The sequence below is a fragment of the Nocardioides sp. S5 genome, assembly GCF_017310035.1.
In the GTDB taxonomy this organism is placed as follows: Bacteria; Actinomycetota; Actinomycetes; order Propionibacteriales; family Nocardioidaceae; genus Nocardioides.
This window is the reverse complement of record NZ_CP022296.1, coordinates 3,051,290-3,074,446: the sequence shown is the minus strand read 5'-3', so window position 1 is coordinate 3,074,446 and position 23,157 is coordinate 3,051,290. Positions and strand designations below refer to the sequence as shown.

General features: G+C 70.6%; 24 protein-coding genes. 13 read left to right on the top strand and 11 right to left on the bottom strand.

Annotated features, from left to right (window positions below; genetic code table 11):
• The first annotated feature begins 5 nt into the window (after positions 1-5).
• Both CFI00_RS15190 and CFI00_RS15185 read left to right on the top strand, forming a co-directional pair.
• Positions 6-578, top strand: coding sequence for a hypothetical protein (locus tag CFI00_RS15190; protein WP_207081926.1), 573 nt, complete (start codon positions 6-8; stop codon positions 576-578).
• Positions 575-1,759: a GAF domain-containing sensor histidine kinase gene (locus tag CFI00_RS15185; RefSeq protein WP_207081925.1), complete on the top strand. Its 1,185-nt coding sequence runs from the start codon at positions 575-577 to the stop codon at positions 1,757-1,759. The genes CFI00_RS15190 and CFI00_RS15185 overlap by 4 nt, the downstream gene beginning before the upstream one ends.
• Here CFI00_RS15185 and CFI00_RS15180 read toward each other — a convergent pair.
• Together CFI00_RS15180 and nadA are read right to left on the bottom strand one after the other, a co-directional pair.
• Positions 1,756-2,952 (bottom strand): winged helix DNA-binding domain-containing protein, encoded by a 1,197-nt coding sequence (locus tag CFI00_RS15180; protein WP_242532424.1) that lies wholly within the window; start codon positions 2,950-2,952, stop codon positions 1,756-1,758. The two genes, CFI00_RS15185 and CFI00_RS15180, sit on opposite strands and share 4 nt — an antisense overlap.
• 6 nt (positions 2,953-2,958) lie before the next feature.
• Complete coding sequence (gene nadA, locus CFI00_RS15175) at positions 2,959-4,137, bottom strand: quinolinate synthase NadA (protein ID WP_207081924.1); 1,179 nt, start codon at positions 4,135-4,137, stop codon at positions 2,959-2,961.
• 90 nt (positions 4,138-4,227) lie between these two features.
• Here nadA and CFI00_RS15170 point away from each other — a divergent pair, with 90 nt between their 5' ends.
• A complete protein-coding gene (locus tag CFI00_RS15170; protein ID WP_207081923.1) occupies positions 4,228-5,469 on the top strand; it encodes a sugar phosphate nucleotidyltransferase in 1,242 nt (413 codons plus the stop codon).
• Positions 5,470-5,485: 16 nt separating this feature from the next.
• On the opposite strand, the gene CFI00_RS15165 is transcribed toward CFI00_RS15170, so the two are convergent.
• Both CFI00_RS15165 and CFI00_RS15160 read right to left on the bottom strand, forming a co-directional pair.
• Positions 5,486-6,349, bottom strand: coding sequence for a GNAT family N-acetyltransferase (locus CFI00_RS15165; protein WP_207081922.1), 864 nt, complete (start codon positions 6,347-6,349; stop codon positions 5,486-5,488).
• A 20-nt stretch (positions 6,350-6,369) separates the two neighbouring features.
• Entirely contained in the window at positions 6,370-6,801 is a 432-nt protein-coding gene (locus CFI00_RS15160) for an SRPBCC domain-containing protein (protein WP_207081921.1), read from the bottom strand.
• 38 nt (positions 6,802-6,839) lie between these two features.
• Here CFI00_RS15160 and CFI00_RS15155 point away from each other — a divergent pair, with 38 nt between their 5' ends.
• Both CFI00_RS15155 and erpA read left to right on the top strand, forming a co-directional pair.
• A complete protein-coding gene (locus tag CFI00_RS15155) occupies positions 6,840-7,922 on the top strand; it encodes a glycerate kinase (RefSeq protein ID WP_207081920.1) in 1,083 nt (360 codons plus the stop codon).
• Between the two features lie 88 nt (positions 7,923-8,010).
• Positions 8,011-8,370, top strand: a complete 360-nt coding sequence (gene erpA, locus CFI00_RS15150; RefSeq protein WP_207081919.1) for an iron-sulfur cluster insertion protein ErpA — start codon at positions 8,011-8,013, stop codon at positions 8,368-8,370.
• Between the two features lie 57 nt (positions 8,371-8,427).
• Here the strand turns inward: erpA and CFI00_RS15145 are convergent, their stop codons facing one another.
• Positions 8,428-8,670: a hypothetical protein gene (locus tag CFI00_RS15145; protein ID WP_207081918.1), complete on the bottom strand. Its 243-nt coding sequence runs from the start codon at positions 8,668-8,670 to the stop codon at positions 8,428-8,430.
• A gap of 64 nt (positions 8,671-8,734) precedes the next feature.
• Here CFI00_RS15145 and CFI00_RS15140 point away from each other — a divergent pair, with 64 nt between their 5' ends.
• A complete protein-coding gene (locus CFI00_RS15140) occupies positions 8,735-9,721 on the top strand; it encodes a carbohydrate kinase family protein (RefSeq protein WP_207081917.1) in 987 nt (328 codons plus the stop codon).
• 15 nt (positions 9,722-9,736) lie between these two features.
• Here the strand turns inward: CFI00_RS15140 and CFI00_RS15135 are convergent, their stop codons facing one another.
• Both CFI00_RS15135 and CFI00_RS15130 read right to left on the bottom strand, forming a co-directional pair.
• A complete protein-coding gene (locus CFI00_RS15135) occupies positions 9,737-9,976 on the bottom strand; it encodes a sulfurtransferase TusA family protein (RefSeq protein WP_242532423.1) in 240 nt (79 codons plus the stop codon).
• A gap of 1 nt (position 9,977) precedes the next feature.
• Entirely contained in the window at positions 9,978-11,105 is a 1,128-nt protein-coding gene (locus CFI00_RS15130; protein ID WP_242532422.1) for an aminotransferase class V-fold PLP-dependent enzyme, read from the bottom strand.
• A gap of 176 nt (positions 11,106-11,281) precedes the next feature.
• Here CFI00_RS15130 and coxB point away from each other — a divergent pair, with 176 nt between their 5' ends.
• From coxB to CFI00_RS15105, 5 genes are all read left to right on the top strand, one after another.
• A complete protein-coding gene (coxB, locus tag CFI00_RS15125; RefSeq protein ID WP_224279485.1) occupies positions 11,282-12,157 on the top strand; it encodes a cytochrome c oxidase subunit II in 876 nt (291 codons plus the stop codon).
• Positions 12,154-13,920, top strand: coding sequence for a cytochrome c oxidase subunit I (ctaD, locus tag CFI00_RS15120; RefSeq protein ID WP_207081915.1), 1,767 nt, complete (start codon positions 12,154-12,156; stop codon positions 13,918-13,920). Before coxB ends, ctaD begins: the two co-directional genes overlap by 4 nt.
• Positions 13,917-14,315, top strand: coding sequence for a cytochrome c oxidase subunit 4 (locus CFI00_RS15115; RefSeq protein WP_207081914.1), 399 nt, complete (start codon positions 13,917-13,919; stop codon positions 14,313-14,315). The genes ctaD and CFI00_RS15115 overlap by 4 nt, the downstream gene beginning before the upstream one ends.
• Positions 14,316-14,420: 105 nt before the next feature.
• Positions 14,421-15,647: an Ig-like domain-containing protein gene (locus CFI00_RS15110; protein WP_207081913.1), complete on the top strand. Its 1,227-nt coding sequence runs from the start codon at positions 14,421-14,423 to the stop codon at positions 15,645-15,647.
• Between the two features lie 332 nt (positions 15,648-15,979).
• Positions 15,980-16,987 carry a hypothetical protein gene (locus CFI00_RS15105; protein ID WP_207081912.1) on the top strand — a complete coding sequence of 336 codons (1,008 nt, stop codon included), beginning with the start codon at positions 15,980-15,982 and terminating at the stop codon, positions 16,985-16,987.
• Positions 16,988-17,251: 264 nt separating this feature from the next.
• Here CFI00_RS15105 and CFI00_RS15100 read toward each other — a convergent pair whose 3' ends face one another.
• From CFI00_RS15100 to CFI00_RS15085, 4 genes are all read right to left on the bottom strand, one after another.
• Complete coding sequence (locus tag CFI00_RS15100) at positions 17,252-18,925, bottom strand: ubiquinol-cytochrome c reductase cytochrome b subunit (RefSeq protein WP_242532889.1); 1,674 nt, start codon at positions 18,923-18,925, stop codon at positions 17,252-17,254.
• A 77-nt stretch (positions 18,926-19,002) separates the two neighbouring features.
• A complete protein-coding gene (locus tag CFI00_RS15095) occupies positions 19,003-20,121 on the bottom strand; it encodes a Rieske 2Fe-2S domain-containing protein (RefSeq protein ID WP_242532421.1) in 1,119 nt (372 codons plus the stop codon).
• A complete protein-coding gene (locus tag CFI00_RS15090; RefSeq protein ID WP_242532888.1) occupies positions 20,118-20,981 on the bottom strand; it encodes a cytochrome c in 864 nt (287 codons plus the stop codon). The genes CFI00_RS15095 and CFI00_RS15090 overlap by 4 nt, the downstream gene beginning before the upstream one ends.
• A gap of 54 nt (positions 20,982-21,035) precedes the next feature.
• The gene (locus CFI00_RS15085; protein WP_268929053.1) at positions 21,036-21,641 is read right to left on the bottom strand and encodes a heme-copper oxidase subunit III; all 606 of its coding nucleotides are present in this window, start codon (positions 21,639-21,641) and stop codon (positions 21,036-21,038) included.
• Positions 21,642-21,748: 107 nt separating this feature from the next.
• Here CFI00_RS15085 and CFI00_RS15080 point away from each other — a divergent pair, with 107 nt between their 5' ends.
• Complete coding sequence (locus CFI00_RS15080; protein WP_242532419.1) at positions 21,749-22,681, top strand: cytochrome c oxidase assembly protein; 933 nt, start codon at positions 21,749-21,751, stop codon at positions 22,679-22,681.
• Positions 22,682-22,710: 29 nt separating this feature from the next.
• Entirely contained in the window at positions 22,711-23,121 is a 411-nt protein-coding gene (locus CFI00_RS15075; RefSeq protein ID WP_207081908.1) for a response regulator transcription factor, read from the top strand.
• Positions 23,122-23,157: the final 36 nt, after the last annotated feature.

The following is a 23,157-nucleotide window of genomic DNA, read 5'->3' as shown; positions in this document are numbered from 1 at the left end:
GGCCGATGGGTCTCTGGGAGGCGATGCGGGCCAGGACGCAGCCGAAGCGCAACAACCTCGACGCGCTGTTCCTCGTGCCGAGCGCCGCGATCACGCTCCAGACCGCGCTCGGCTTCGAGCCGACGGGGTCCGGCTCGGTCTGCTACCGCTCGGCCGCGGGGGCCGCGTTCGCGCAGACCCAGCAGGACGTGGTGGCGCTGCTGCGCGACGACGCCGAGGCGCCGCAGGTCAGCGTGAACCAGGACGACTTCGGCTTCACCTGGCTGGTGGTGACGGGCGACCCGAGCGACATGTCCGGCCTCTGCACCGACCTCCACGCCGTCAACACCACCCTCGAGCTCAACGGCTTCGACAGTGGCCTCCTCTGCTCGATGGTGCCCTTCGCCAACGCCTCCGGCCAGCGCTTCGGGCTCACCTACCTCTACAAGCAGGGCACCTTCTACCCCTTCTCACCCAGCGGCCCCCAGTCGCGCGACACCCTGCTGGAGCTCTCCGTGCGCGACCTGCTTGCCGACGAGCTGCCGATGGAGCCGGACCTGCAGCGCTGGCTCGCCGTCTGGAAGGCGCCGGGCCTGTGACGGCACTGCAGGACGCCGACGCCAGGCGCGAGCGGGTGCTGGCGGCGTACGACGCCCTCGACCGCCCGCCGCGCCGCGAGCTCGACGCGCTCGTGGAGCTCGCGGCCCGGGTGGCCGGCGTGCCCTTCGCCGCCGTCAACCTCTTCTCCGCCGACACCCAGCACCAGGTCGCCACGACCGGTTTCGAGGGGCAGGACTCCGCGCGTGAGGACGCGTTGTGCCGCGTGGTCGTGGAGTCCGGCGAGCCGGTGATGCTCGAGGACGCCGGGCGCGACGCCCGCTTCGCCCACAGCCCCTGGACGACCGGCGAGATCGGCGACGTGAAGTTCTACGGCTCCCACCCGCTGACCACTCCCTCCGGCGTCGTCATCGGCACCCTCTGCGTCTTCGACAGCGCGACGCACGAGGTGGACGACGAGGCTGCCCGCGGCCTCGCCCAGCTCGCCGACCGCGTCGTCGACGTGCTGGAGCTCGAGCTCGCGTCGCGGCGGTTGCAGGAGGTCAACGCCCGGCTGGCGACCTCCAACGAGCGCCTGGCGCACTTCGCCGGACAGGTCAGCCACGACCTGAAGAACCCGCTGACCTCGATCTCGCTCTCCCTGGAGAGCCTCGAGCTCGAGGTGACCGACCCCTACCAGGTCGACACGGTCGCCCGCGCGCGCCGCGGTGTGACGCGGATGACGGACATGATCGGCGGCCTGCTGGACTTCGCCGCGCAGGGCGCGGCGCCCGGGGACGACCTCGTCGACCTGGACGCGGAGCTCGACGCGGCCCTCGACGACCTCGCGGGGCGGGTCGACCGCACCCACGTCGCCGTGGGCACGCTCCCCACCGTTCGCGGTGACGGCCCGCAGCTGCGGTCGGTGCTGATGAACCTCGTGGACAACGCAGCGAAGTTCAGCCCTGCCGGTGCGGCGCCGGACATCGAGGTCGACGCGCGCGCCCTCGACAAGCACCACCGCGTCGAGGTGCGCGACCGCGGGCGCGGCATTCCTGCCGACCAGCACGAGCGCGTCTTCGCGCCGCTCGCCCGCCTCGACAAGACCGTCGACGGCTCGGGGATCGGGCTGGCGACCTGCCGTCGCATCGTCGAGGCACACGGCGGGTCCATGGGGGTCGAGGACCGCCCCGGGGGTGGCTCGGTCTTCTGGTTCGAGCTCCCCGTGCCGGGCCGCACCTAGGCCGACGGGGCGAGCCGGGCCTGCTTCATCTGCGGTGAGGAGTAGACGGTCCCCACCACGGTGCCGTCGAGCCACCGGGTCAGCCGGTCGGCCTCCTGCTCCAGCGCGGCACGGCCCGCAGGGTCGACGTCCTCGAGCAGCGAGAGGCGTACGGCTCCGGAGTCGTCCTGCACCCAGCAGCCCACGACCCGGCCGTCCCACCACGCGGTGGTGCCGGCGTTGCCGTTGGTGTCGAAGAGCCGCGGCACGTGGACGGGGTCGAGGTAGAAGTCGCGCGACTTCCAGCCCATCACCGTCGGGTCGAGCGTCGGCAGCAGCGCGGCCCACGGCTCCACAGGAGGGGTGTCGTCGATGTCGTCGGGCAGCACCCAGCCGGTCGTCGCGTCGTCGAGGGCGACCTCCACAGCACCGACGTCGGCCAGGGCGCGGGTCACGGCGGTCTTGGTCGAGCCGAGCCACCACTGGACGTCGGCGGCGGTGCCGGGGCCGAAGGTGGCCAGCCAGCGGCGGACCAGCTCCGCGTAGCCGGCGGCCTCGTCCCACGGAGTCTCCGTCGTGCCGAGCCACTCCTCGGCCGTGGCCCAGGTCGGCTTGTTGACCCGCCAGTGGCCGGCGTTGGGACCGCGGAACACGGCACCGGTCAGGCCGAGGTGGGTCAGCACCCAGGGGGCGACGGGCACCGGCCGGTCGTAGGGCTTGTCGCTGTCGCCACCGACGGAGCCTGCGAGCTCGGGCACCTGCGCGCGGAGCTCGGCCGTGGTCGCGGGACCGTCGGCGAGCCGGGCCAGGGTGGCGGCGCGGGCGGCATCGAGCCACGCGGCACCGTCGGCGGCCAGCCCGGCCTGCTCCACCATCCTGGCGACCCGCTTGCGCTCCGCCGTCGCAACGCGTGCCGACGCGCTGCCCCACGCCGCGGGCAGGAGGTCGCGGGGGAGGACGAAGAGCGTGCGCCGCATGGCCAGCTGCTTGACGACGCTGCGCTCGTCGTAGAGCGCGTGGTCGACGTCGTCGACATGGAGGCCCTCGGCCCGGGCAGCGACGGCGAGGTGCACGGTTGCGGCCTCGGTCGCGTGCAGCACGGTCATCGCCCGGGTGACCGCCTCGACGGTGTCGAGCCGGTGGGCGGGAGCCACCGCGTGGCGTACGGCGATCCGGCGACGACGCTCGGCGTCACTGATCCTCGGCAGGGCCACCTCGGCTCAGTCGCGGTGCGACTTGCCGGGCAGGTCGAGCATCCGCTGCAGCGCCACGAGCGCGTCCGCCTCGGTCTCCGGGTCGACCGTGACCTGGTTGACGACCGTGCCGGCGACGAGGTTCTCCAGGGCCCAGACCAGGTGGGGCAGGTCGATGCGGTTCATCGTCGAGCAGTAGCAGACGTTGCGGTCGAGGAAGACGATCGTCTTGTCGGGGTGCGCGTCGGCCAGGCGCTTGACCAGGTTGAGCTCGGTGCCGATCGCCCACACCGTGCCGGGCTCGGCGGCCTCGATGGTCTTGATGATGAACTCGGTCGACCCGACGAGGTCGGCCTTGAGCACGACCTCGTGCGTGCACTCGGGGTGGACCAGGATGTTGATCCCGGGGTGCTGGGCGCGCAGCTCGTCGACGACGTCCGCGGAGAAGCGGCCGTGCACCGAGCAGTGACCCTTCCACAGGATCATCCGGGCGTCGCGGAGCTCGTCGGCGCTCAGGCCGCCACCCGGTTGGTGGGGGTCCCACACCACGCACTCGTCCAGGGCGATGCCCATCTGGAGGACCGCGGTGTTGCGGCCGAGGTGCTGGTCGGGCAGGAAGAGCACCTTGGCGTCGCCGTCGCCCTTCTGGGAGAACGCCCAGTCCAGCGCGACGTCGGCGTTGGACGACGTGCAGACCACGCCCCCGTTGCGCCCGCAGAAGGCCTTGATGTCGGCGCTGGAGTTCATGTAGGTCACCGGGACGACGACGTCCTGGATGCCGGCGTCGGCCATCGCGTCCCACGCGTCCTCGACCTGGCGCAGGCGGGCCATGTCGGCCATCGAGCACCCGGCCGCGAGGTCGGGCAGCACGACCTGCTGCGCCGACGAGGTGAGGATGTCGGCCGACTCGGCCATGAAGTGCACGCCGCAGAAGACGATGAACTCGGCAGCGGGCCGCGCCGCGGCGTCGCGAGCGAGCTTGAAGGAGTCGCCGGTGACGTCGGCGAACTGGATGACCTCGTCGCGCTGGTAGTGGTGGCCCAGGACGAACACGCGCTCGCCGAGGGCCGCCTTGGCGGCGCGGGCGCGCTCCACGAGGCCGGGGTCGGACGCTGCCGGGAGGTCACCGGGACACTCCACGCCGCGCTCGGCGTCGAGGTCGCGGCCCTTGCCGAGCGGGAGGAGCGGCAGGTCGACGAGGCTCATGGGTCGATCCTAGGCCGCGTCGGGGACAGCTCCACGTCCTACCCGGAGGGAGGGACGTCCGGCACCGGTCCACGTGCCATGCTTCGCCCCATGCCACGACGCGGAGAGGTGCTGGCCCTGGTCCAGGCGGGCGGGCAGGGCTCCCGCATGGACGTGCTGACCCGGGAGCGCGCCAAGCCCGCCCTGCCGTACGGCGGTGTGCACCGGCTCATCGACTTCGCCATGTCGGCGATGGTGCACGCCGACCTCGCCGACGTCTGGGTGTCGCTGGAGTACCAGGTCACCTCGATCGACGACTACCTCTCCGGTGGTCGGCCGTGGTCGTTGGACCGCAACAGGGGAGGCTTCCGCCGGATCATCCCGCAGACCGGCACGGGGCCCGCGACCGAGAGCGGCTTCGCCTTCGGCAACGGTGACCTGCTGCTGCGGGTGTCCGCCGACATCGCGGCCTTCGGGGCGCGCACCCTGGTGGTCTGCAGTGCCGACCACGTCTTCAACATGGACCTCGGTCCCGTCGTGGACGAGCACGTCGCCTCGGGCCGAGTGGCCACGGTGCTCACCAGCGAGGTGACCAAGAAGGACGCCTCCGACAACGTCGTCGTGCTCGCCGGGCGCGACGGCACCGTGACCGGTGTGGAGCACAAGCCGTCGCGACCCTCGGCCGGCACGGTGGCGACCGAGATCTTCGTCTACGACACCGAGGTGCTGCTCGACACCCTCCAGGACCTGCGTCGCGAGCTGGCCCCCGAGCAGGACCCCCAGGACACGGCTGCCGGCGACAGCGGGATCGGCGACTTCGGCGAGCACCTGCTCCCGCGCCTCGTCGAGGGCGGCAAGGTCGCCGCCGTCCCCCTCACCGGCTACTGGCGCGACGTCGGGCAGCCCGGCCTCTACCTCCAGTCCCACCGCGACCTGCTGCAGGACCGGGTCGACGTCTTCGACCACCCGGGCCGTCCCGTGATCTCCCACTGGCCCGACCGCCCCGCCGCGCGGGTGCGGGCAGCGGGGGAGTGCCGCGACTCGGTGCTCTCGCCGGGTGCCGACGTCTCCGGCCTCGTCGTCGGCAGCGTGCTCGGCCCCGGTGTCGTGGTCGAGAAGGGCGCCGAGGTGCACGACAGCGTGCTCATGGAGGACTGCGTGGTCCGCGCCGGCGCCGTGGTGCGTACGTCCGTGCTGGACGAGCGCGGCGAGGTGGCGGCACGCGCCCGGGTCGGTGCCGAGCCGTCGGCGCGGCTGGCGCGCGACGAGGACGTGGTCCTGGTCGGGCGCGACTCACGCGTCGCAGGAGACGTCGCTGCCGGTGCGCGGCTCGAGCCGGGCTCGCAGCTGTAGGACGTCGCCGTCGGCCTCAGAGCAGGCTGCCGTGGTGCAGGTAGGGCGTCGGAGGCTTCATCCGCCGCACGCACAGGTAGCCGTTCTGGTGGATCGCCATTCGTGCTGCGAGTCCCACGTCGAGCGCCCATTGGTTCGCCGCGGTGATGTGCTGCACGGAGACCTCCTCGTCCGGTCGTGACGAGGCGAGCGCCTCCCACATCAGCCCCGACGCCGTACGCCGGTTCGTGGCCGCGAGCAGGGTCGGCGCCCCGTCGTCGTCGACGTAGGCGTAGCCGGATCCCGTGGTGTGGTCGGTGACGACGAGGCGGAACTGGGCGAGCAGGAGCTCGTGGTCCGACAGGTGCGCGGCGCCACGGGTCTGCCGGTCGACGGAGTCGAGCAGGTCGATGTCGGCCGCGTTGCCCTCCCGCACGCGGTCCACGACCGGGATCGCGCTCCGGTCGACGCTGCCGCGCAGGAGCATCTGCGGGTGGAGGTCGAAGCCGGCCAGTCGGTAGCGGCGTACGGCACCGGGGTCGGCGCTGGCGGCGAACATGCCGCGCAGGCACCCGCGGCCGTGGTGCAGCGCCGCGACCATCAGCTGGGCGCCGATGCCCTGGCCCTGCTGGTCGGGCCGGACCGCGAAGGAGGCGAGGATCCACATCAGCTCGCGCACCCGCGAGACGGCTCCGCCCACCACCTCGCCGTCGACCTCGGCCACCCAGCAGCCGCCCGCGTCGGTCACGAGGGCCGCCCGGGTGCGGTCGATCCAGGCGCTAGTGCGCCCGGGAGGACGGCGTACGGGGTCGGGCCACGAGCGCGGGTAGGAGCGGACGTCGACCTGGTGGTAGCTGGTCGCGGTGATCTCGCCGAACGCCTCGAGGTCGTCCTCGCGCATCGGTCGGACGAGCGCCCCGCTCACGACACGTGCGCGGCGTAGCGATCGAGGAGCCGCTGCCAGTCGGCGTAGCCGGCGCGGAGGTCCTCGGTGCCGGGCAGCCAGCCGCTGTGCACCAGTCGTACGAGGGTGGCGCCGCCCTCCGCCTCGGTGAAGCGGACGTCGAGGACGGTCGCCTCGTCCTCGGGATGACCGAGCCAGAACTCCTGGGTGTAGCGCCCGATCGGGTCCCACTCCATGACCCGGCCCCACGGGAAGTGCTCGTCGCCGTGGAGCATCTCGACGGGACCGTCGGGGTCGATCGCGATGCCGCTGTAGGTGGCCGGCTCGGGGGTCACTGCCGGGTCCCACCACTCGCCCATCTGGGCGGTGAAGCCGACGAAGGCCTCGGTCGGGGTCACGGGCACGATGACCTCCGCGACGATGGGGGCGAGCTGCGAGTCGTCGGGCATGCGCACAGCATGCCCGTTCCCTGGTGGAGGATGGCGCCATGCGCGTGCTCATCGCCCCGGACAAGTTCGCCGGCACCCTCACCGCGGTGCAGGCCGCGGACGCCATCGCCGAGGGCTGGCGCCGGCATGCGCCCGGCGACGAGCTCGACCTCGCGCCGATGGCGGACGGGGGACCGGGCTTCGTCGACGTGCTCCACGCCGCACTGGGCGGGGAGCTGTCGGCGGTCACCGTCAGCGGGCCAAACGGCGCGCCGGTGCCGGCCGTGGTGCTGCGGGTCGGTGACACGGCGTACGTCGAGAGCGCGCAGGCCGCCGGCCTGCACCTGGTCGACGGCGACCCGGAGACGGCGACCAGCCGCGGGGTGGGGGAGCTGCTGCTGGCCGCGGTGGACGCCGGTGCCCGGACCGTCGTGGTCGGGCTCGGCGGCACGGGCACCAACGACGGCGGAGCCGGGTTGCTCGCGGCGCTCGGGGCCACTGCGGACGTTGCGCTCGACGCCGGGCCGGCGGCCCTGGCAGGCGCGGGCGGCGTCGACCTGTCCGCGGCCCGCGCACGCCTCGACGGCGTCACCCTCGTGGCCGCCAGCGACGTCGACATCCCCCTCACCGGGCTCTTCGGGGCCACCAAGACCTTCGGGCCGCAGAAGGGCATCGCCGAGGAGCGGATCGCCGAGGTGGACGGCTGGCTCGAGGCGTTCGCCACCGCCACCGACCGGCGTACGTCCCTGGACAAGGGCGCCGGGGCCGCCGGTGGCATCGGCTACGCCCTCCTGGTCCTCGGCGCCTCCCGGGAGCCGGGCATCGACCTGGTCACCGCGGCGGTCTCGCTCGCCGAGCGGGCCGGACGCTGCGACCTCGTGGTCACCGGCGAGGGGGCCTTCGACTTCTCCAGCCGCGCCGGCAAGGTGCCCTACGGCGTGGCCGGGGTGGCCTCGGAGGCGCTGCGGCCCTGCATCGCGCTGGCCGGTCAGGTGCTGGTCGGCTCGCGGGAGATGCGCGCGCTGGGGATCGAGTCGGCGTACTCCCTGGTCGAGCTGGTGGGGGAGGAGCGGGCGTACGCCGCCCCGGCCGAGGCGCTGGCCGACCTCGCGCAGCGCGTGGCGCGGACCTGGTCGCGTTGAGGCCCGGTCGCCTCGTGGGGTCGGGGAATATCCCCGGGTGTGCGACCATTGGAACGAGCGAGACCCCGATACTTTCTGGAGTGATGAGATGACCGAGCAGGTCGAGACCACTGAGCGCCGCACCGACCAGATCAACCTGTCCGACGTCGCTGCCGGCAAGATCAAGAGCCTCCTCGAGCAGGAGGGTCGCGACGACCTGGCCCTGCGCATCTCCGTGCAGCCCGGTGGCTGCTCGGGCCTGCGCTACCAGCTCTTCTTCGACGAGCGCACGCTCGACGGCGACGTGACCACCGACTTCGACGGCGTGACCGTCGTCGTCGACCGGATGAGCGTCCCCTACCTCAACGGTGCCGAGATCGACTTCGTCGACACCATCGAGAAGCAGGGCTTCACGATCGACAACCCCAACGCGACCGGTTCGTGCGCGTGCGGTGACTCGTTCCACTGATGTGACGCACGAAGGGCCCCAGCCGATCGGCTGGGGCCCTTCGTCGTTCCTGACCGGTCAGTCGAGGTGCAGGTGCAGCGCGTTCGCGATGCGCGCGGCGGCGTCGGAGACCCGGATCTCGCGCTTGCCGACCTCGGCGGGGTAGTCCTCGTAGCGGATGCTGGGGGGCGCCGCGACGGCCGCACGTGCGGCGCGCTCCAGGCGCAGGTGGCGGCCGACCGCCCGGCAGTCGGCGGCCATCTCGTCGGGGGTCCCCAGCTCGGCGTGGACCAGGTGCGCGGGGTGTGGTGACGTCGTCATGGCCACGACGCTATTGGCTACTGCGTGGTATCCCGAGGTGTACCGGAAGGTAGTCTTCCGCGTCGTGTCCCTCCTCGTTGCCGGATCCATCGCGACCGACCACCTGATGTCCTTCCCGGGCAGGTTCTCCGACAGCCTGGTCGTCGACCAGCTCGACAAGCTGTCGGTGTCCTTCCTGGTCGAGGACCTGGAGGTGCGCCGCGGTGGTTGTGCCGCCAACATCTGCTTCGGACTCGGCAACCTGGGCCTGCGCCCGGTGCTGGTCGGGGCGGTCGGCGAGGACTTCGCCGACTACCGCGCCTGGCTCCAGCGCCACAACGTCGACTGCGACTCCGTGCACGTGTCCGAGACGCGCCACACCGCGCGCTTCGTGTGCACCAACGACAGCGCGCACGCGCAGATCGCGAGCTTCTACGCCGGCGCCATGAGCGAGTCGCGCGAGATCGAGCTCAAGCCGATCGTCGACCGCGTCGGCGATCCCGACTACGTGATCATCGGCCCCGACGACCCGCAGGGGATGCTGCGCCACACCGAGGAGTGCCGCCAGCGCGGCTACCGCTTCCTCGCCGACCCCTCGCAGCAGCTCGCCTTCGGCGACGGCGACCTGATCCGGCCGCTGATCGACGGCGCCGAGATCCTGTTCTCCAACGAGTACGAGGCCAGCCTCATCACGCAGAAGACCGGCTGGAGCGCCGAGGAGGTCCTCTCGCGCGTCGGCACATGGGTGGTGACCCTCGGCCCCGCCGGCGTCCGCATCGACCGCCAGGGCGAGGAGTCCGTCGTCGTCCAGGCCGTCCCCGAGATCGAGAAGGTCGAGCCCACCGGCGTGGGTGACGCCTTCCGCGCCGGCTTCCTCGCCGCCCTCAGCTGGGGCCTGGGCCACGAGCGCGCCGCCCAGCTCGGCTGCCTGCTCGCCGTCTACGTCGTCGAGCAGGTCGGCACCCAGGAGTACGAGATCTCCCGCAGCGCCTTCCTGGCCCGCTGCGCGGCGACCTACGGCGACGAGGCCGTCGCCGACTTCGAGCCGCACCTCGAGACGATCCGTCCCTGAGGTCGTCGCAGCGCGTCAGCTGAGACGGCGTACGACGTAGCGCGGGACGCCGTCGTCGGCGGTGTCCGCACCGACGTAGTCCTGCTGCTTCATCCGGCACCACGCCGGCACGTCGACGGCCGCCGCCGGGTCGCGCGCGACGACGGCCAGCAGCTGGCCGACCTCGACGTCGCCGAGGTGGCGGGCGAGCTCGATCACCGGCATCGGGCACGGCATCTCGCGGCAGTCGAGCTCGAGGTCGGCGGTGTGGGCCACGTCAGAGCCCCACGCGCGCACGGATCTCGGCCACGACGCCCGGGAGCGCGTCGCAGAAGGCGTCCACGTCGGCGCGCGTCGTGTCGCGCCCGAGCGAGAGCCGCACGTTGCCGTGCGTCAGCACCCCCATCGCCTCGAGGACGTGGCTGGGGGTGAGGGTCGAGGCGGTGCAGGCCGACCCGCTGGCGATGCCGAAGCCGAGCCGGTCCAGCTCGGTCACCAGCGCCTCGCCGTCGACGTAGAGGCAGGAGAAGGTCACCAGGTGGGGGAGTCGCCGGTCGGGGTCGCCGACCACCTCGACGTCGGGCACCTCAGCGGCCACGCGACGGCGTACGACGTCGACGAGCGCGTGCTGGCGGGCGTTGACCTCGTCGCGCTCGGCCACCACCGCCTGCAGGGCCGCGGCCGCGGCGAGCACGGCCGGGACGTTCTCGAACCCGGTCGAGCGCTCGTCGACCCGGTCGTCGCCGGGGAAGGGGTTGCGCCAGCGGGCGCGCTTGCGCACCAGCAGGACGCCGACACCTGCCGGTCCGCCCCACTTGTGCGCGGAGCCTGCGGCTGCGGCCCAACCGTCGGGCAACGGCAGCCGGCCCATCGACGAGCAGGCGTCGGTGAAGAGCGGGACGTCGTCGGGCAGCTCGAAGTCTCCGACGTCCTGGACCGTGCCGACCTCGTGGTTGGCCGTCTGGAGTGCGACCACCGCGGTCCCGGGGGCGATTGCTCCCTGGACGAGATCGCCGTCGTAGACGCGGCCGTCGCCCATGACGCCCACCTCCTCGCCCGTGGCGCCCCACGCGACGGCGTGCCGCACGGCGGAGTGCTCGACGGCCGAGTAGACCACGACGTCGCCGCGTCGCGAGCCGCGCACCAGCCCCAGCAGCCCCAGGTGCACCGCGTGGGTGCCGGTGGGGGTGAAGGTCACCTCGTCGGGACGTACGCCGAGGGCGTCCGCGGTGGCCTCGCGCGCGTTGTCGAGCAGGAGGCGAGCAGAGCGCCCGGCGCGGTGGAGCCGGCGGGGGTCGGCGTACCCCTGGTCGAGGGCGGCGAGCAGCACGTCTCGGGCGGCCGGGTGGAGCGGGGAGGCGGACGCGCTGTCGAGGTATCCCTCGCCCGTCACAGCCCCGCTCACAGGAGCAACCTATGCCACGGGGCCGGTCGGCCACGCGCGGTGATCGGGCGGATCGACCGACACCTGACCCTGCCCGGGACGTTGGGGGCGGTTGGGGATACTCTTCTTACGTCGACAAGGACCTAGAGAGAGGCTCGTCAGTGGGTCTGCAAGTCCCCAAGCTTTCGGGTGCGCCGGTGCGGCGCAGCCTGAAGATCGCGCTGCTGGGCGTGACGATTCTCGTGCTGGCTGGATGCTCCGAGGCCGACCAGCGCCAGATCCGAAACCTGGCGATGCCTGACCGCGCCAGCGCCGAAGGCCCCTTCACCTACGAGCTGTGGAAGTGGGCCTGGGTCGCAGCCATGGCGACCGGCATCCTCGTATGGGGCCTGATCTTCTACGCCGTGGTCAAGTTCCGACGGCGCAGTGACGATGAGGTGCCGCGCCAGACGCGCTACAACCTGCCCCTCGAGGTCTTCTACACGATCGCCCCCGTGCTGATGTGCGTGGTGTTCTTCTTCCACACCGTCCGGGTGCAGGACGTCATGACCGAGCGCGACCCCGAGCCTGACCTGACGGTGGAGGTGACGGGGCAGCAGTGGTCCTGGACCTTCAACCACGGAGTCGGTGAGCAGGACACGTCGGCCACCGGCGAGGACGACGACTTCGCCTACGACTCCTACGTCTACACCTCCGGCACCGGCGCGGACATCCCGACGCTGGTCCTCCCGGTGGACAGGACCGTCCAGTTCAACCTCCACTCCGCAGACGTGATCCACTCGTTCGGGGTGCCGTCGTTCCTGACCAAGCTCGACGTCATCCCGGGGCGCGTCAACAAGCTCCAGGTCACCCCGACTGTCGAGGGCACCTATCCCGGCAAGTGCTACGAGCTCTGTGGCGTGTCCCACTCGCGCATGCTGTTCAACGTCGAGGTGGTCAGCCAGGCCGAGTACGACGCCTATCTCGCCGAACTTGCCGAGGCGGGCCAGACCGCCGACGACCCGCTGCTCGGCGGGAGCGACGTCGAGGACCAGGTCGGTCTCGACGAGGACTCCGAAGGGAGCAACGAATGAGCGCCCCAACCACCGCCGCGCCACACGCTGCGGTGCCACCGCAGCCGGAGCGCAAGCCTCTCGGCGAGCAGGTCGTCCGGATCCTCACCACCACCGATCACAAGCTGATCGGCAAGATGTACCTGATCACCTCGTTCGCGTGGTTCCTCATCGCGGGCCTGATGGCCATGCTGATCCGCTCCGAGCTGGCCTACCCCGGGTCGCAGATCGTCAACGACCAGCTCTACAACCAGCTGTTCACGATGCACGGCACGATCATGCTGCTGCTCTTCGCGACGCCGTTGTTCTTCGGCTTCGCCAACGTGATCATGCCGCTGCAGATCGGCGCACCTGACGTGGCGTTCCCCCGGCTGAACATGTTCAGCTACTGGCTGTTCCTGTTCGGTGGGCTCATCGCGGCGTCCGGCTTCCTGACCCCCGGCGGCGCTGCCGACTTCGGCTGGTTCGCCTACACGCCGCTCTCGGATGCGGTGCGCAGTCCCGGCGTAGGCGGTGACCTCTGGATCATGGGCCTCTGGATGGCAGGCCTCGGCTCCATCCTGGGAGGCGTCAACTTCATCACCACCATCATCTGCATGCGGGCGCCCGGCATGACGATGTTCCGGATGCCGATCTTCGTATGGAACACCCTGATCACCAGCATGCTGGTCATCATGGTCTTCCCGATCCTGGCAGGTGCCCTCCTCATGCTGGAAGCCGACCGGATCCTGGGCGCCAACGTCTTCAACCCGGCGCACGGTGGACCGATCCTCTGGCAGCACCTGTTCTGGTTCTTCGGCCACCCAGAGGTCTACATCATCGCCCTGCCGTTCTTCGGCATCATCTCCGAGATCCTGCCCGTCTTCAGCCGCAAGCCGATCTTCGGCTACGTCGGCCTGGTGGCCGCGACCCTCGGCATCGCGATGCTGTCGGTGGCCGTGTGGGCCCACCACATGTACGTCACCGGTGCGGTCGACCTGCCGTTCTTCTCCGGCATGACCTTCCTCATCGCCGTGCCGACAGGTGTGAAGTTCTTCAACTGGATCGGCACGATGTGGGGCGGATCCCTGTCCTTCGACACCCCGATGCTCTGGTCGGTCGGCTTCCTGACGACCTTCCTCTTCGGTGGTCTCACCGGTGTGATCCTGGCCAGCCCGCCGCTGGACTTCCACGTCTCCGACTCCTACTTCGTGGTGGCGCACTTCCACTACGTGGTCTTCGGCACCGTGGTGTTCGCGATGTTCGCCGGCTTCTACTTCTGGTGGCCGAAGATGACGGGCAAGATGCTCGACGAGCGCCTGGGCAAGCTCCACTTCTGGATCCTGTTCATCGGCTTCCACCTCACCTTCCTGGTGCAGCACTGGCTCGGTGTCGAGGGCATGCCCCGTCGCTACGCCGACTACCTGCCCGAGGACGGCTTCACCACGCTCAACCAGATCTCCACGGTGGGTGCCTTCCTGCTGGGCGCCTCCACGCTCCCGTTCTTCTACAACGTCTACGTGTCCGCCAAGGGCCCGAAGGTGCTGGTCGACGACCCGTGGGGCTGGGGCCGCTCGCTCGAGTGGGCCACCAGCTGCCCGCCGCCGCGCCACAACTTCGTCAGCCTGCCGCGCATCCGTTCGGAGTCCCCGGCGTTCGACCTGCACCACCCCGAGGTCGCGCTGATGGAGCTGGGCGACAACGAGGCCGAGCGCAACGGCGAGGTCGCCGACGCACCCGACGTGCAGGGACGCGAGGGGATGCTCCGCGACCGTGTCGAGGACAACGAGGAGGACGGTCGATGAAGGCCGAGGCTTGGATCTTCGGGATCACCGCACTGTTCATCTCGGTCGTCGCACCGGCGTACTGGTTCCTCTCCGAGGACTGGACCGGCACGTCCGCCCTGGTCATGACCGCGCTGCTCTTCGGCATGGTCACCCTCTACCTCGGCTTCCACGCCGCGCGCATGGACCCGCGTCCCGAGGACCGCAAGGAGGGCGAGATCGCGGAGGGTGCCGGCGAGCTGGGCTTCTTCCCGCCCTACTCCTGGTGGCCCCTGTGGTGTGCGCTCGCGCTCGGCGTGATCGTCTACGGCACCGCGTTCGCTGCGTGGTGGCTGGTGATCATCGGCTTCACCGTCGGCGCGGTCGTCACCTGCGGCTTCGTCTTCGAGTACTACCGGGGTGAGCACGCCCACTGAGCGTCGTCGCTCGCTGGCTTCGGAAGAGCCCGTCCACGCCGTAGGCTGGACGGGCTCTTCCTGTTCCACCTGCTCGTCAGTCGCTTCACCTGGGGGATTAGTCAGATGCCTGCTCGCGCGCCCGCACCGCTGCCCGCCACGCACCCGCTCCGACGGCGTACGTCGGTGGCCGTGGCCCTGCTCGCCCTGGCCGGCACGCTCCTCGCCTGCTCGGCGGACGGCAGCGCCTCGGGTGGGGACCGTCCCGGCGCCTCCGCGACGTCCGCGACGCCCGCCCCGGAGCCCGTACGCCTCACCACCAGCTTCGCCGACCCGACGGGCGTGCCGATCGACGCGCCGGTCACCGTCGGCACGTCGGGCGGCACCCTGGACGGCGTACGCGTCACCTCGGCGGCCGGGTCGGTCGACGGCTCGGTCGCCGGAGGCCGGTGGACCGCATCGACGCTGCTCGAGCCCGGCACCGACTACACGATCACCGCATCCGCGACCCGGTCCGACGGCCGCAGCGTCAAGCGCACGCGGACCTTCAGAACCGTCGACCTGACCCTGGACGAGCAGACCTTCGCCGCCGTGGCGCCCCTGGACGGGGAGACCGTCGGCGTCGGGATGCCGGTCGTGGTCACCTTCGACCTGCCCGTCACCGACCGTGCCCTGTTCGAGAAGCACATGCAGGTCAGCAGCACGCCGTCGCAGCGCGGTTCGTGGTACTGGTTGAGCGACCGCGAGGCCCACTGGCGCCCGGCGACCTACTGGAAGCCCGGCACCGACGTCTCCGTCGACCTCGACATCAACAGCCTCCCGGCTGGCAACGGCATCTACGGCCAGGAGTCGCGCAGCATCGACTTCTCCATCGGCGACGCGGTGGTCAGCAAGGTGGACGTGCGCACCCACACCATGCGCACCTTCATCAACGGCGAGCTCGCCCGCACCATGCCGATCAGTGCCGGCAAGGCCGGCTGGGAAACCCGCTCGGGCACCAAGGTCATCATCGAGAAGTTCCGCCGCAAGCGGATGAACGCCGCGACGATCGGCGTCGACGAGAGCGATCCGGAGTACTACGACCTCGCCAACGTGCAGTACGCCCTGCGCGTGACCTACTCCGGCGAGTTCCTCCACGCCGCGCCCTGGTCCACGGGCTCGCAGGGCAGCGCCAACGTGTCCCACGGCTGCGTCGGGATGAGCGTGGCCGACGCGGCCTGGCTCTACGAGCGCACCAGCCGGGGAGACGTCGTCGAGGTGGTCGGCTCCGAGCGCCAGATGACTCTCGAGAACGGCTACGGCGACTGGAACCTCTCGCCGGCGGACTGGAAGTCCGGCTCCGCCCTCTCCTGAGTTGCTGGGCGTGCCCGCTCCCGAGGGTGGCGGCACACAACAACCGTGTGTCGGCGGGTGGCGGCACATGACAACCGTGTGTTGGCGGGTGGCGGCACATGACAACCGTGTGTCGGTGGGTGGCGGCACATGACAACGATCGCGTGGTCGGGCACGTCGTCTGCCGCCACGAAGGCGCGCCGTCATGTCGTGTGCCGCCACCCCGGGGCTGACGCACCACGGCGCCAGCGACGTAGCCCCCAACCGTCCACAGAGCCGGGTGAACGACCGTCCTCCACAGGCCGGCGCGCGATCCACGGCACGACGACCACCACGTGCCTGACAGTGGGGCGATGCACGACCATCACCCGGCTCACACCGGTGCAACGATCCGCCCAGTCTCCCGGCGTACGCACGAGCTCCCGGCGGCGGTTCGCGGTCATCCCCGCCTGGCTGCGTACGTTCGCGAGTCCTACTCCGTGCACCGCAGGACCGATCTGGGTGACGACCTGGCGGCGAGTCTTCGCGCGTGGCAGCTCCTCATGCCGGACGACGGATGCTTCACCGCGCTGACCTCGGCCGCGCTCCGGGGATGGTGGCTACCGCCCATCCCGGCCGGTGCGCCTGTCTTCATGGCCATGGGTCTGGACGACCCACGTCCGATCCGCGCCGGCGTCAGGACCAGCCGGCACACGCGCCCGATCGCGTTCGAGTGCATCGGCGGTGTCAGGGCGGCGTCCGTCCCCGAGACCCTGCTCTCGTGCGCGCGATGGCTGAGCCTCGTCGACATGGTCGTATTGATGGACTGCGTGCTGCAGCGGGGGGAGTGCACCGGCCGGGAGATCGAGGCGGTGGTCCGCCCTCGCCGGCCGGGCGCGGCCCCGCTGAGGCGCGCGCTCGCGCTCGCTGACAGGAGGTCGGAGTCGGCATACGAGACCTTGCTCCGACTCCTCCACGTCCTGTGCGGCATCGAGGTCGAGCCGCAGTACGTCGTCGTCGACGAGGATGGCGTCGTCGTGGCGCGGGCGGACCTGCGGATCGCCGGTACGCAGGCACTGCACGAGTACGACGGCGATGAGCACGAGGAGGCCCCGCGACGGGTCAGGGACCGCCGGCGGGACCGTGACATCGAGCGGGCGGCCCACGTACGTCGGGGCTACACCGCGGGCGACGTGCTGCATCGAAGTGGATCGGTGCTGCGCGACGCCGAGCGCTCCCTGGGGCTCGCACACGACCCAGGCAGGATCCGGCCATGGCTCGCTGAGCTGCGGAAGTCGCTGTTCACCCCGAGCGGGCAGGCCGAGTTCGTACGCCGGGCGAACCCGCGACTACCCGTGAGGGAACGGGGTGCGACTGCTTGATGACGAGGTCGACTGCCTCGGCAGGCTCAGGGGAGTGGCGGCACACGACATCAGGTCGTCGACGCTGGCGGCACATCACACGTCTTGGGGGCGGCAGGATGTCGTGTGCCGCCACCCCCGGGCGGCGCCACGTCGTGTGCCGCCACCCTCGGGCGGCGCCATGTCGTGTGCCGCCACCCTGCGTCGATGCGCAGCCACAGCAACGACGAAGGCCCGCCGGGCTCATCCCGGCGGGCCTTCGTCGTGTGACGTCCTACGAGCGACTCAGTGGTCGCGGAGCGGAACCTCGTCGGCGTCGCGCAGGCGGTGGTCGTCGAACTGGTGACCGTCGACCGGCTGGTCGAGACCCGACTGGAGCTCCGCCTCGTGCTCGGCGTGGTGGTGAGCCGCCTCGAGCTCGGCCCGCGTGGGCTTCTGCACGTTGTGGACGTACATCCACGACGACAGCCTGGCCCGCAGCTTCTCCGAGCGCGTGTTGGGCGCGGCCACGCCGGCGGCGTCGGTGTCGCCGTGGGCGTGGAAGACCTCGTCGCGGTCACGCGCGGTGAGCGTGTAGGCGGCCGTCTCGCTGATCGGCAGGTGCCGCTCGGCGTACGCCCCGTCGGGGGAGCGGGTGATGATGCCCGTCTCGTAGCCGTGCAGCAGCTTGTCGTTGTCGTGGCGCTGCAGCGAGATGCACCAGCGGCGCGTGATCCAGAACGCCAGCAGCGGGCCGAGGAAGATCGCGACACGCATGAAGTAGGTGATCTGGTTGATGCTCGCGTCGAGCGTGATGGCGATGATGTCGTTGCCACCGGCAGCCCAGGCGAGACCGTAGAAGGTCATCAGGGCGACCATCACCGCGGTGCGCGTGGGCGCGTTGCGCGGACGCTGCAGCAGGTGGTGGTCCCGCTTGTCTCCGGTGATCCAGCCCTCGATGAAGGGCAGGAGCATCAGGATGACCAGCATGAGCGGGGGAACGATGAGGATCGGCAGCATCACGTTCCACGAGATGGTGTAGCCGAAGATGACCGACTCCCAGCCCGTGGGGATGATGCGCAGGAGCCCGTCGGGCCAGCCCATGTACCAGTCGGGCTGCGAGCCCGCCGTGACCTTGGTGGGGTCGTAGGGGCCGAACTTCCACACCGGGTTGATCGACATCAGCCCGCCCATGAGGGCGATGACGCCGAAGACCATGAAGAAGAAGCCACCGGCCTTGGCGGCGTACACGGGCAGCATCGGGAAGCCGACGACGTTCTGCTCGGTGCGGCCGGGCCCGGGCCACTGCGTGTGCTTGTGGTAGACGAGCAGCAGCATGTGGGCCGCGATCAGGGCCAGCAGGATCCCGGGGATCAGCAGGACGTGGATGATGTAGAGGCGCGGGATGATCGACTCACCCGGGAACTCACCGCCGAAGAGCAGGAACGACATGTACGTCCCGACCACCGGCGTGGCCTTCAGGAAGCCGTCCGCGGCGCGGACGCCGGTGCCCGAGAGCAGGTCGTCGGGCAGCGAGTAGCCGGTGAAGCCCTCGAGGGTGCCGAGGAGCAGCAGCAGGCAGCCGATGACCCAGTTGAGCTCGCGGGGCTTGCGGTAGGCGCCGGTGAAGGCGACACGCAGCAGGTGGACCATCATCGAGGCCACGAAGACCGTGGCTGCCCAGTGGTGCATCTGGCGCATCAGGAGCCCGCCGCGCACGTCGAAGGAGATGTGCAGGGTCGAGGCCATCGACTCCGACATCCCGACCCCGCGGAGCTGGTCGTAGGAGCCCTCGTAGGTGATGTGACCCATCGACGGGTTGAACCACAGGGTGAGGAACACGCCGGTGAGGAGCAGGACGACGAAGCTCCACAGCGCGATCTCACCGAGCATGAACGACCAGTGGTCGGGGAAGACCTTGCGCAGGTTCTTCTTCATCGCCGTGGCCAGGCCGAGGCGGTCGTCGGCCCACGTGGCCAGCGAGCCGGCAGGGCCGGGCTTGGAGGCGGTGGCCGCCTTGGTGCCGTTGCTCGAGGCAACCTTGCTGGTGTCGATGCTCACAGCTTCTCACGCTCCCAAAAGCTGGCCCCGATGGGCTCAGTGAAGTCGCTCTGAGCGACCAGGTAGCCCTCTTCGTCCACCTTGATCGGCAGCTGGGGGAGGGGGCGGGCAGCCGGACCGAAGACGACCTTGGCGCCGTCCGCCAGGTCGAAGGTCGACTGATGGCACGGGCACAGCACGTGGTGCGTGGTGCGCTCGTAGAGGGAGATTGGGCAACCCACGTGGGTGCAGATCTTGGAGTAGCAGATGATGCCGTCGACGGTCCACTTGTCCGGCTGCGTGGCCGGCGTCAGCTCATCGGGGTCCATGCGGACGATGATGATGGCGCCCTTGGCCTTCTCCGACTGCTCCTCCGCGCCCTCGAGCTCGGGGTAGCCGTTCTCCTCGGAGGGGAACATCGCCTCGGGGGCGGCGTTGATGAGGTCACCGACCTCGATCTCGCTGGCCAGGATCGGGGTGCCGACGACGTCGCGCACGAGGCGCATGTCCGGCTTCCAGAGGGTGTGGGCGAGCTTGTCGATGTCGAGGGCGTCACCGGGGGCCAGGTCGCGCAGCAGCACGACGGCGGGCAGACCCAGGACGCCGACGGCGCCGATCATGGTGTTGCGCACGAGCGGGCGACGGCCGATGCCGGCCTCGTCGAGCCCGGCGTTGAGGGCAGCGACGGTGGCCTCGCGGTCCTCCGGCGGGGAGGCGGCCGGGTGGCGCATCTCGACCATCTCGGCGTCGGCCATGAGCTTGCGCGCGAGGTGGATGATGCCGGTGCCGATGAGCAGCAGGCTGACCCCGAGGGTGACGCCGAGCGAGACCGTCGAGGCACCCATCCCGAGGAACGTGTCCCAGTTGTCGCCGACCGAGAAGGAGAAGTAGGCGACGACGAAGAGGACGGCGCTGATCATGGCGGCGATGAACATCGCCGCGATCTGGCGCTCGGCACGCTTCTCGGCCTTGGGGTCGACGTCGGTCGGGCGCCACGTGTGCGGCGGCAGGCCGGGGTCGGCGATCGGGTCGGCGGCGAGGTGTGCGGGCACGTGGGCCTCGGCGCCCTTCTCGTCGCTGTAGGGCATCGGCGTCCCGTCGGGGCCGTTGACCGGACGGTTGTCGTCGTTGCTCACGCGTTCACCTTGCTCTTCTTCGTCCGCGTCGTGTGCGAGGCGATCCAGACTGCCGCGCCCACGAGGCCACCGATGCCGACCAGCCACCCGAACAGGCCCTCGGACACCGGTCCGAGGCCGCCCAGCGTGAACCCGGCGTACTCAGGCGTGTCCTCGAGGCTGTCGAGGTAGGCGATGACGTCACGCTTCTCCTCGGGGGAGAGGTTGCCGTTGCTGAAGTTCGGCATGTTCTGCGGTCCGGTCAGCATGGCTTCGTAGATGTACTTGCCCTCGACGCCGTGCAGGCTCGGGGCGTAGCCGCCGCGGGGCATCGCACCACCCGCGCCGTTGAAGTTGTGGCAGGCGGTGCAGTTGGTGAGGAAGATCTGGCCGCCACGCGCGATCGCCTCCTCACGCTCAGCTTCGGACAGTCCGTCGATCGAGTAGTCGGACTCGTCCGGGATGGCCGGACCGGGCCCCAGCGAGGCGACGTACGCCGCGAGCGCCGCCGTCTCCTCTTCGTCGAAGACCACCTGCTTGCGGGGCGCCTGCTGTTCCGGCCGTGCCATGGGCATGCGCCCGGTGCCGACCTGGAAGTCGACTGCCGCGGCACCCACGCCGACCAGCGACGGGCCGAGCTGGTAGCCGTCGCGCACGGTGGGTACGCCCTCACCGTTCTGCCCGTGGCAGGTCGCGCAGCTGACGAGGAAGAGCTCCTTGCCCTTGGCGACCTGCTCTGTGGCGCTGGCCTGGTCCTGCGCCTGGGCGGGGGCCAGGGCGGTGTAGAGCGACCCGCTGATCAGCAGGCCGAGCAGCAGCACGGCGAGGCCAGCCAGGGGGCCGCGGCGGTGCCGGGAGAGGCGACCAGCGGTTCGGTTCAGCAAACGCACTTTTGAGTCCTTGCCGGTTGCGACGGTGGTGACTGTCGGGGGTGCTTACTTGATGACGTAGATGGTGAAGAACAGGCCGATCCAGACCACGTCGACGAAGTGCCAGTAGTAGGACACGACGATCGCGGTCACGGCTTGCTCGTGGGTGAAGCGGCGGGCGAGATAGGTGCGGCCGAGCACGAAGAGGAAGGCGATGAGCCCGCCCGTCACGTGGAGGCCGTGGAACCCGGTGGTGAGGTAGAACATCGAGCCGTAGGCCGAGCTGCTCATCGTCAGGCCCTCGTGCACCAGCTCGGCGTACTCCAGCGCCTGGCCGCCGATGAAGATCGCGCCCATGACGTAGGTGAGGATGAACCACTCGCGTAGGCCCCACTTGGAGAAGTTGAGCAGCGAGCCGGTCCGCCCGGCCTGGCCGCGCTCGGCGGCGAAGACGCCCCACTGGCACGCGAAGGACGACGCCACGAGGATCGCGGTGTTGGCGGTCGCGAAGGGCACGTTGAGCAGCGCCGTCTCCTGGGCCCACAGCTCGGGGCTCACTGCGCGGATCGTGAAGTAGGCCGCGAACAGCGCGGCGAAGAACATCAGCTCGCTCGAGAGCCAGATGATGGTGCCCACGCTGACCATGCTGGGTCGGTCGTGGTGCCCGTGCAGTCGGGATGCCGGAATCGCTGTTGCTGTCGCCACGCGAACATTATGGCTGCTGGGGTGAAGGGAGGGCACCCCGACCCCCTGTGATCTCACGTCATAAAGTTCACATCGTGCTGCTTCCCCTGCCCCTCGCCTCGGAGGACGCCCTCGAGACGCTCCCGCGATTCACGCTCGGGCGGGTGTTCACCGACTGGGGGATCGACCCGATTCCCTTCGTGGTGACCGTGTGGGCCGTCGGCCTGTACGCCCTCGGCGTGGCCGTCCTGCGCCGTCGCGGTGACCACTGGCCGGTGGGCCGGACGCTGTCGTTCGTCGGGCTCGGGATGGGGTCGTTCGTGTTCGCGACCATGTCGGGGCTCGGGCGCTACGACACCACCCTGCTGAGCGTGCACATGGTCCAGCACATGCTGCTGTCGATGGTGGTGCCGCTCGCACTCGCGCTCGGCGCGCCGGTCACCCTGGCGTTGCGGACGCTCCCGCCGGCGCCACGCCGCTGGTTGCTGGCGGTCATCCACTCCAGAGTCGCGAAGGTGCTGGCCTTCGCCCCTCTGGCGTTCGTGCTCTACATCGCCTCGCCGTGGGCGCTCTACTTCAGCCCCTGGTACGACGCCAGCCTGAGCTCGTCGTTCGTGCACCAGATGATGCACATCCACCTCGTGCTGGTCGGCACGCTCTTCTTCTGGCCGCTGATGGGCGTCGACCCGGTGCCCGGGCGGGTGAGCCACCCGTTCCGGGTGCTGCTCACGCTCATGACCCTGCCCTTCCACGCCTTTCTCGGCGTCACGATCATGGGCCAGGAGACCTTGATCGGCGGTGAGCACTACCTCGCGCTGCGCGAGGGTCCGATGGGCTCGTGGCTGCCGCCGGCGCTCGAGGACCAGCACCTGGCGGGCGGCATCCTGTGGGCGAGCGGCGACCTGATCGGCGTGCTGTTCTTCGCCGTGCTGTTCACGCAGTGGGTGCGCTCCTCCATGCAGGAGGCCAGGCGCGAGGACCGCCGCCTGGACCGGGAGGAGCGGCGTACGCCCACTCCCGGAGGCTGAGGGTGAGCCAGCCCGGTTACGATGCCCCCGTGACTGACGCACAGCGCCCCCTGAAGGTCCTGGTCTACAGCGACGACGTGAACACCCGCCAGCAGGTCATCCTGGCGCTGGGCCGCCGTCCGCACCCCGACCTCCCGGAGCTCGAGTACGTCGAGGTCGCCACCGAACCGGTCGTGCTCCAGAACATGGACGCTGGCGACATCGCGCTCGCGATCCTCGACGGCGAGGCCGTACCAGCCGGCGGCATGGGCATCGCCAAGCAGCTCAAGGACGAGATCTACGAGTGCCCGCCGGTCGTCGTGCTGACCGGACGCCCCCAGGACGCGTGGCTCGCCACGTGGTCGCGCGCCGAGGCTGCCGTGCCGCACCCGCTCGACCCGATCCAGCTCGCCGAGGCCGTCATCGGCCTGCTGCGCCCGTCGGTCCCGGCCACCTCCTGACACCGCTCGGGGGCGTCCCCGTCGCGCCACTAGCCT

Excerpts from the sequence above, each read along its gene's own strand:
- nadA (WP_207081924.1), bottom strand. The coding sequence starts at position 4,137 with ATGAGCCTCGTCGACCTGCCGCTCCTCCCGCTCGGCAAGGGCCGCGAC.
- erpA (WP_207081919.1), top strand. The coding sequence starts at position 8,011 with ATGACCGAGCAGGTCGAGACCACTGAGCGCCGCACCGACCAGATCAAC.
- CFI00_RS15170 (WP_207081923.1), top strand. The coding sequence starts at position 4,228 with ATGCCACGACGCGGAGAGGTGCTGGCCCTGGTCCAGGCGGGCGGGCAG.
- CFI00_RS15160 (WP_207081921.1), bottom strand. The coding sequence starts at position 6,801 with ATGCCCGACGACTCGCAGCTCGCCCCCATCGTCGCGGAGGTCATCGTG.
- CFI00_RS15105 (WP_207081912.1), top strand. The coding sequence starts at position 15,980 with ATGCACGACCATCACCCGGCTCACACCGGTGCAACGATCCGCCCAGTC.
- ctaD (WP_207081915.1), top strand. The coding sequence starts at position 12,154 with ATGAGCGCCCCAACCACCGCCGCGCCACACGCTGCGGTGCCACCGCAG.
- CFI00_RS15145 (WP_207081918.1), bottom strand. The coding sequence starts at position 8,670 with ATGACGACGTCACCACACCCCGCGCACCTGGTCCACGCCGAGCTGGGG.
- CFI00_RS15115 (WP_207081914.1), top strand. The coding sequence starts at position 13,917 with ATGAAGGCCGAGGCTTGGATCTTCGGGATCACCGCACTGTTCATCTCG.
- CFI00_RS15155 (WP_207081920.1), top strand. The coding sequence starts at position 6,840 with ATGCGCGTGCTCATCGCCCCGGACAAGTTCGCCGGCACCCTCACCGCG.
- CFI00_RS15165 (WP_207081922.1), bottom strand. The coding sequence starts at position 6,349 with ATGCGCGAGGACGACCTCGAGGCGTTCGGCGAGATCACCGCGACCAGC.
- CFI00_RS15110 (WP_207081913.1), top strand. The coding sequence starts at position 14,421 with ATGCCTGCTCGCGCGCCCGCACCGCTGCCCGCCACGCACCCGCTCCGA.
- CFI00_RS15190 (WP_207081926.1), top strand. The coding sequence starts at position 6 with ATGGGTCTCTGGGAGGCGATGCGGGCCAGGACGCAGCCGAAGCGCAAC.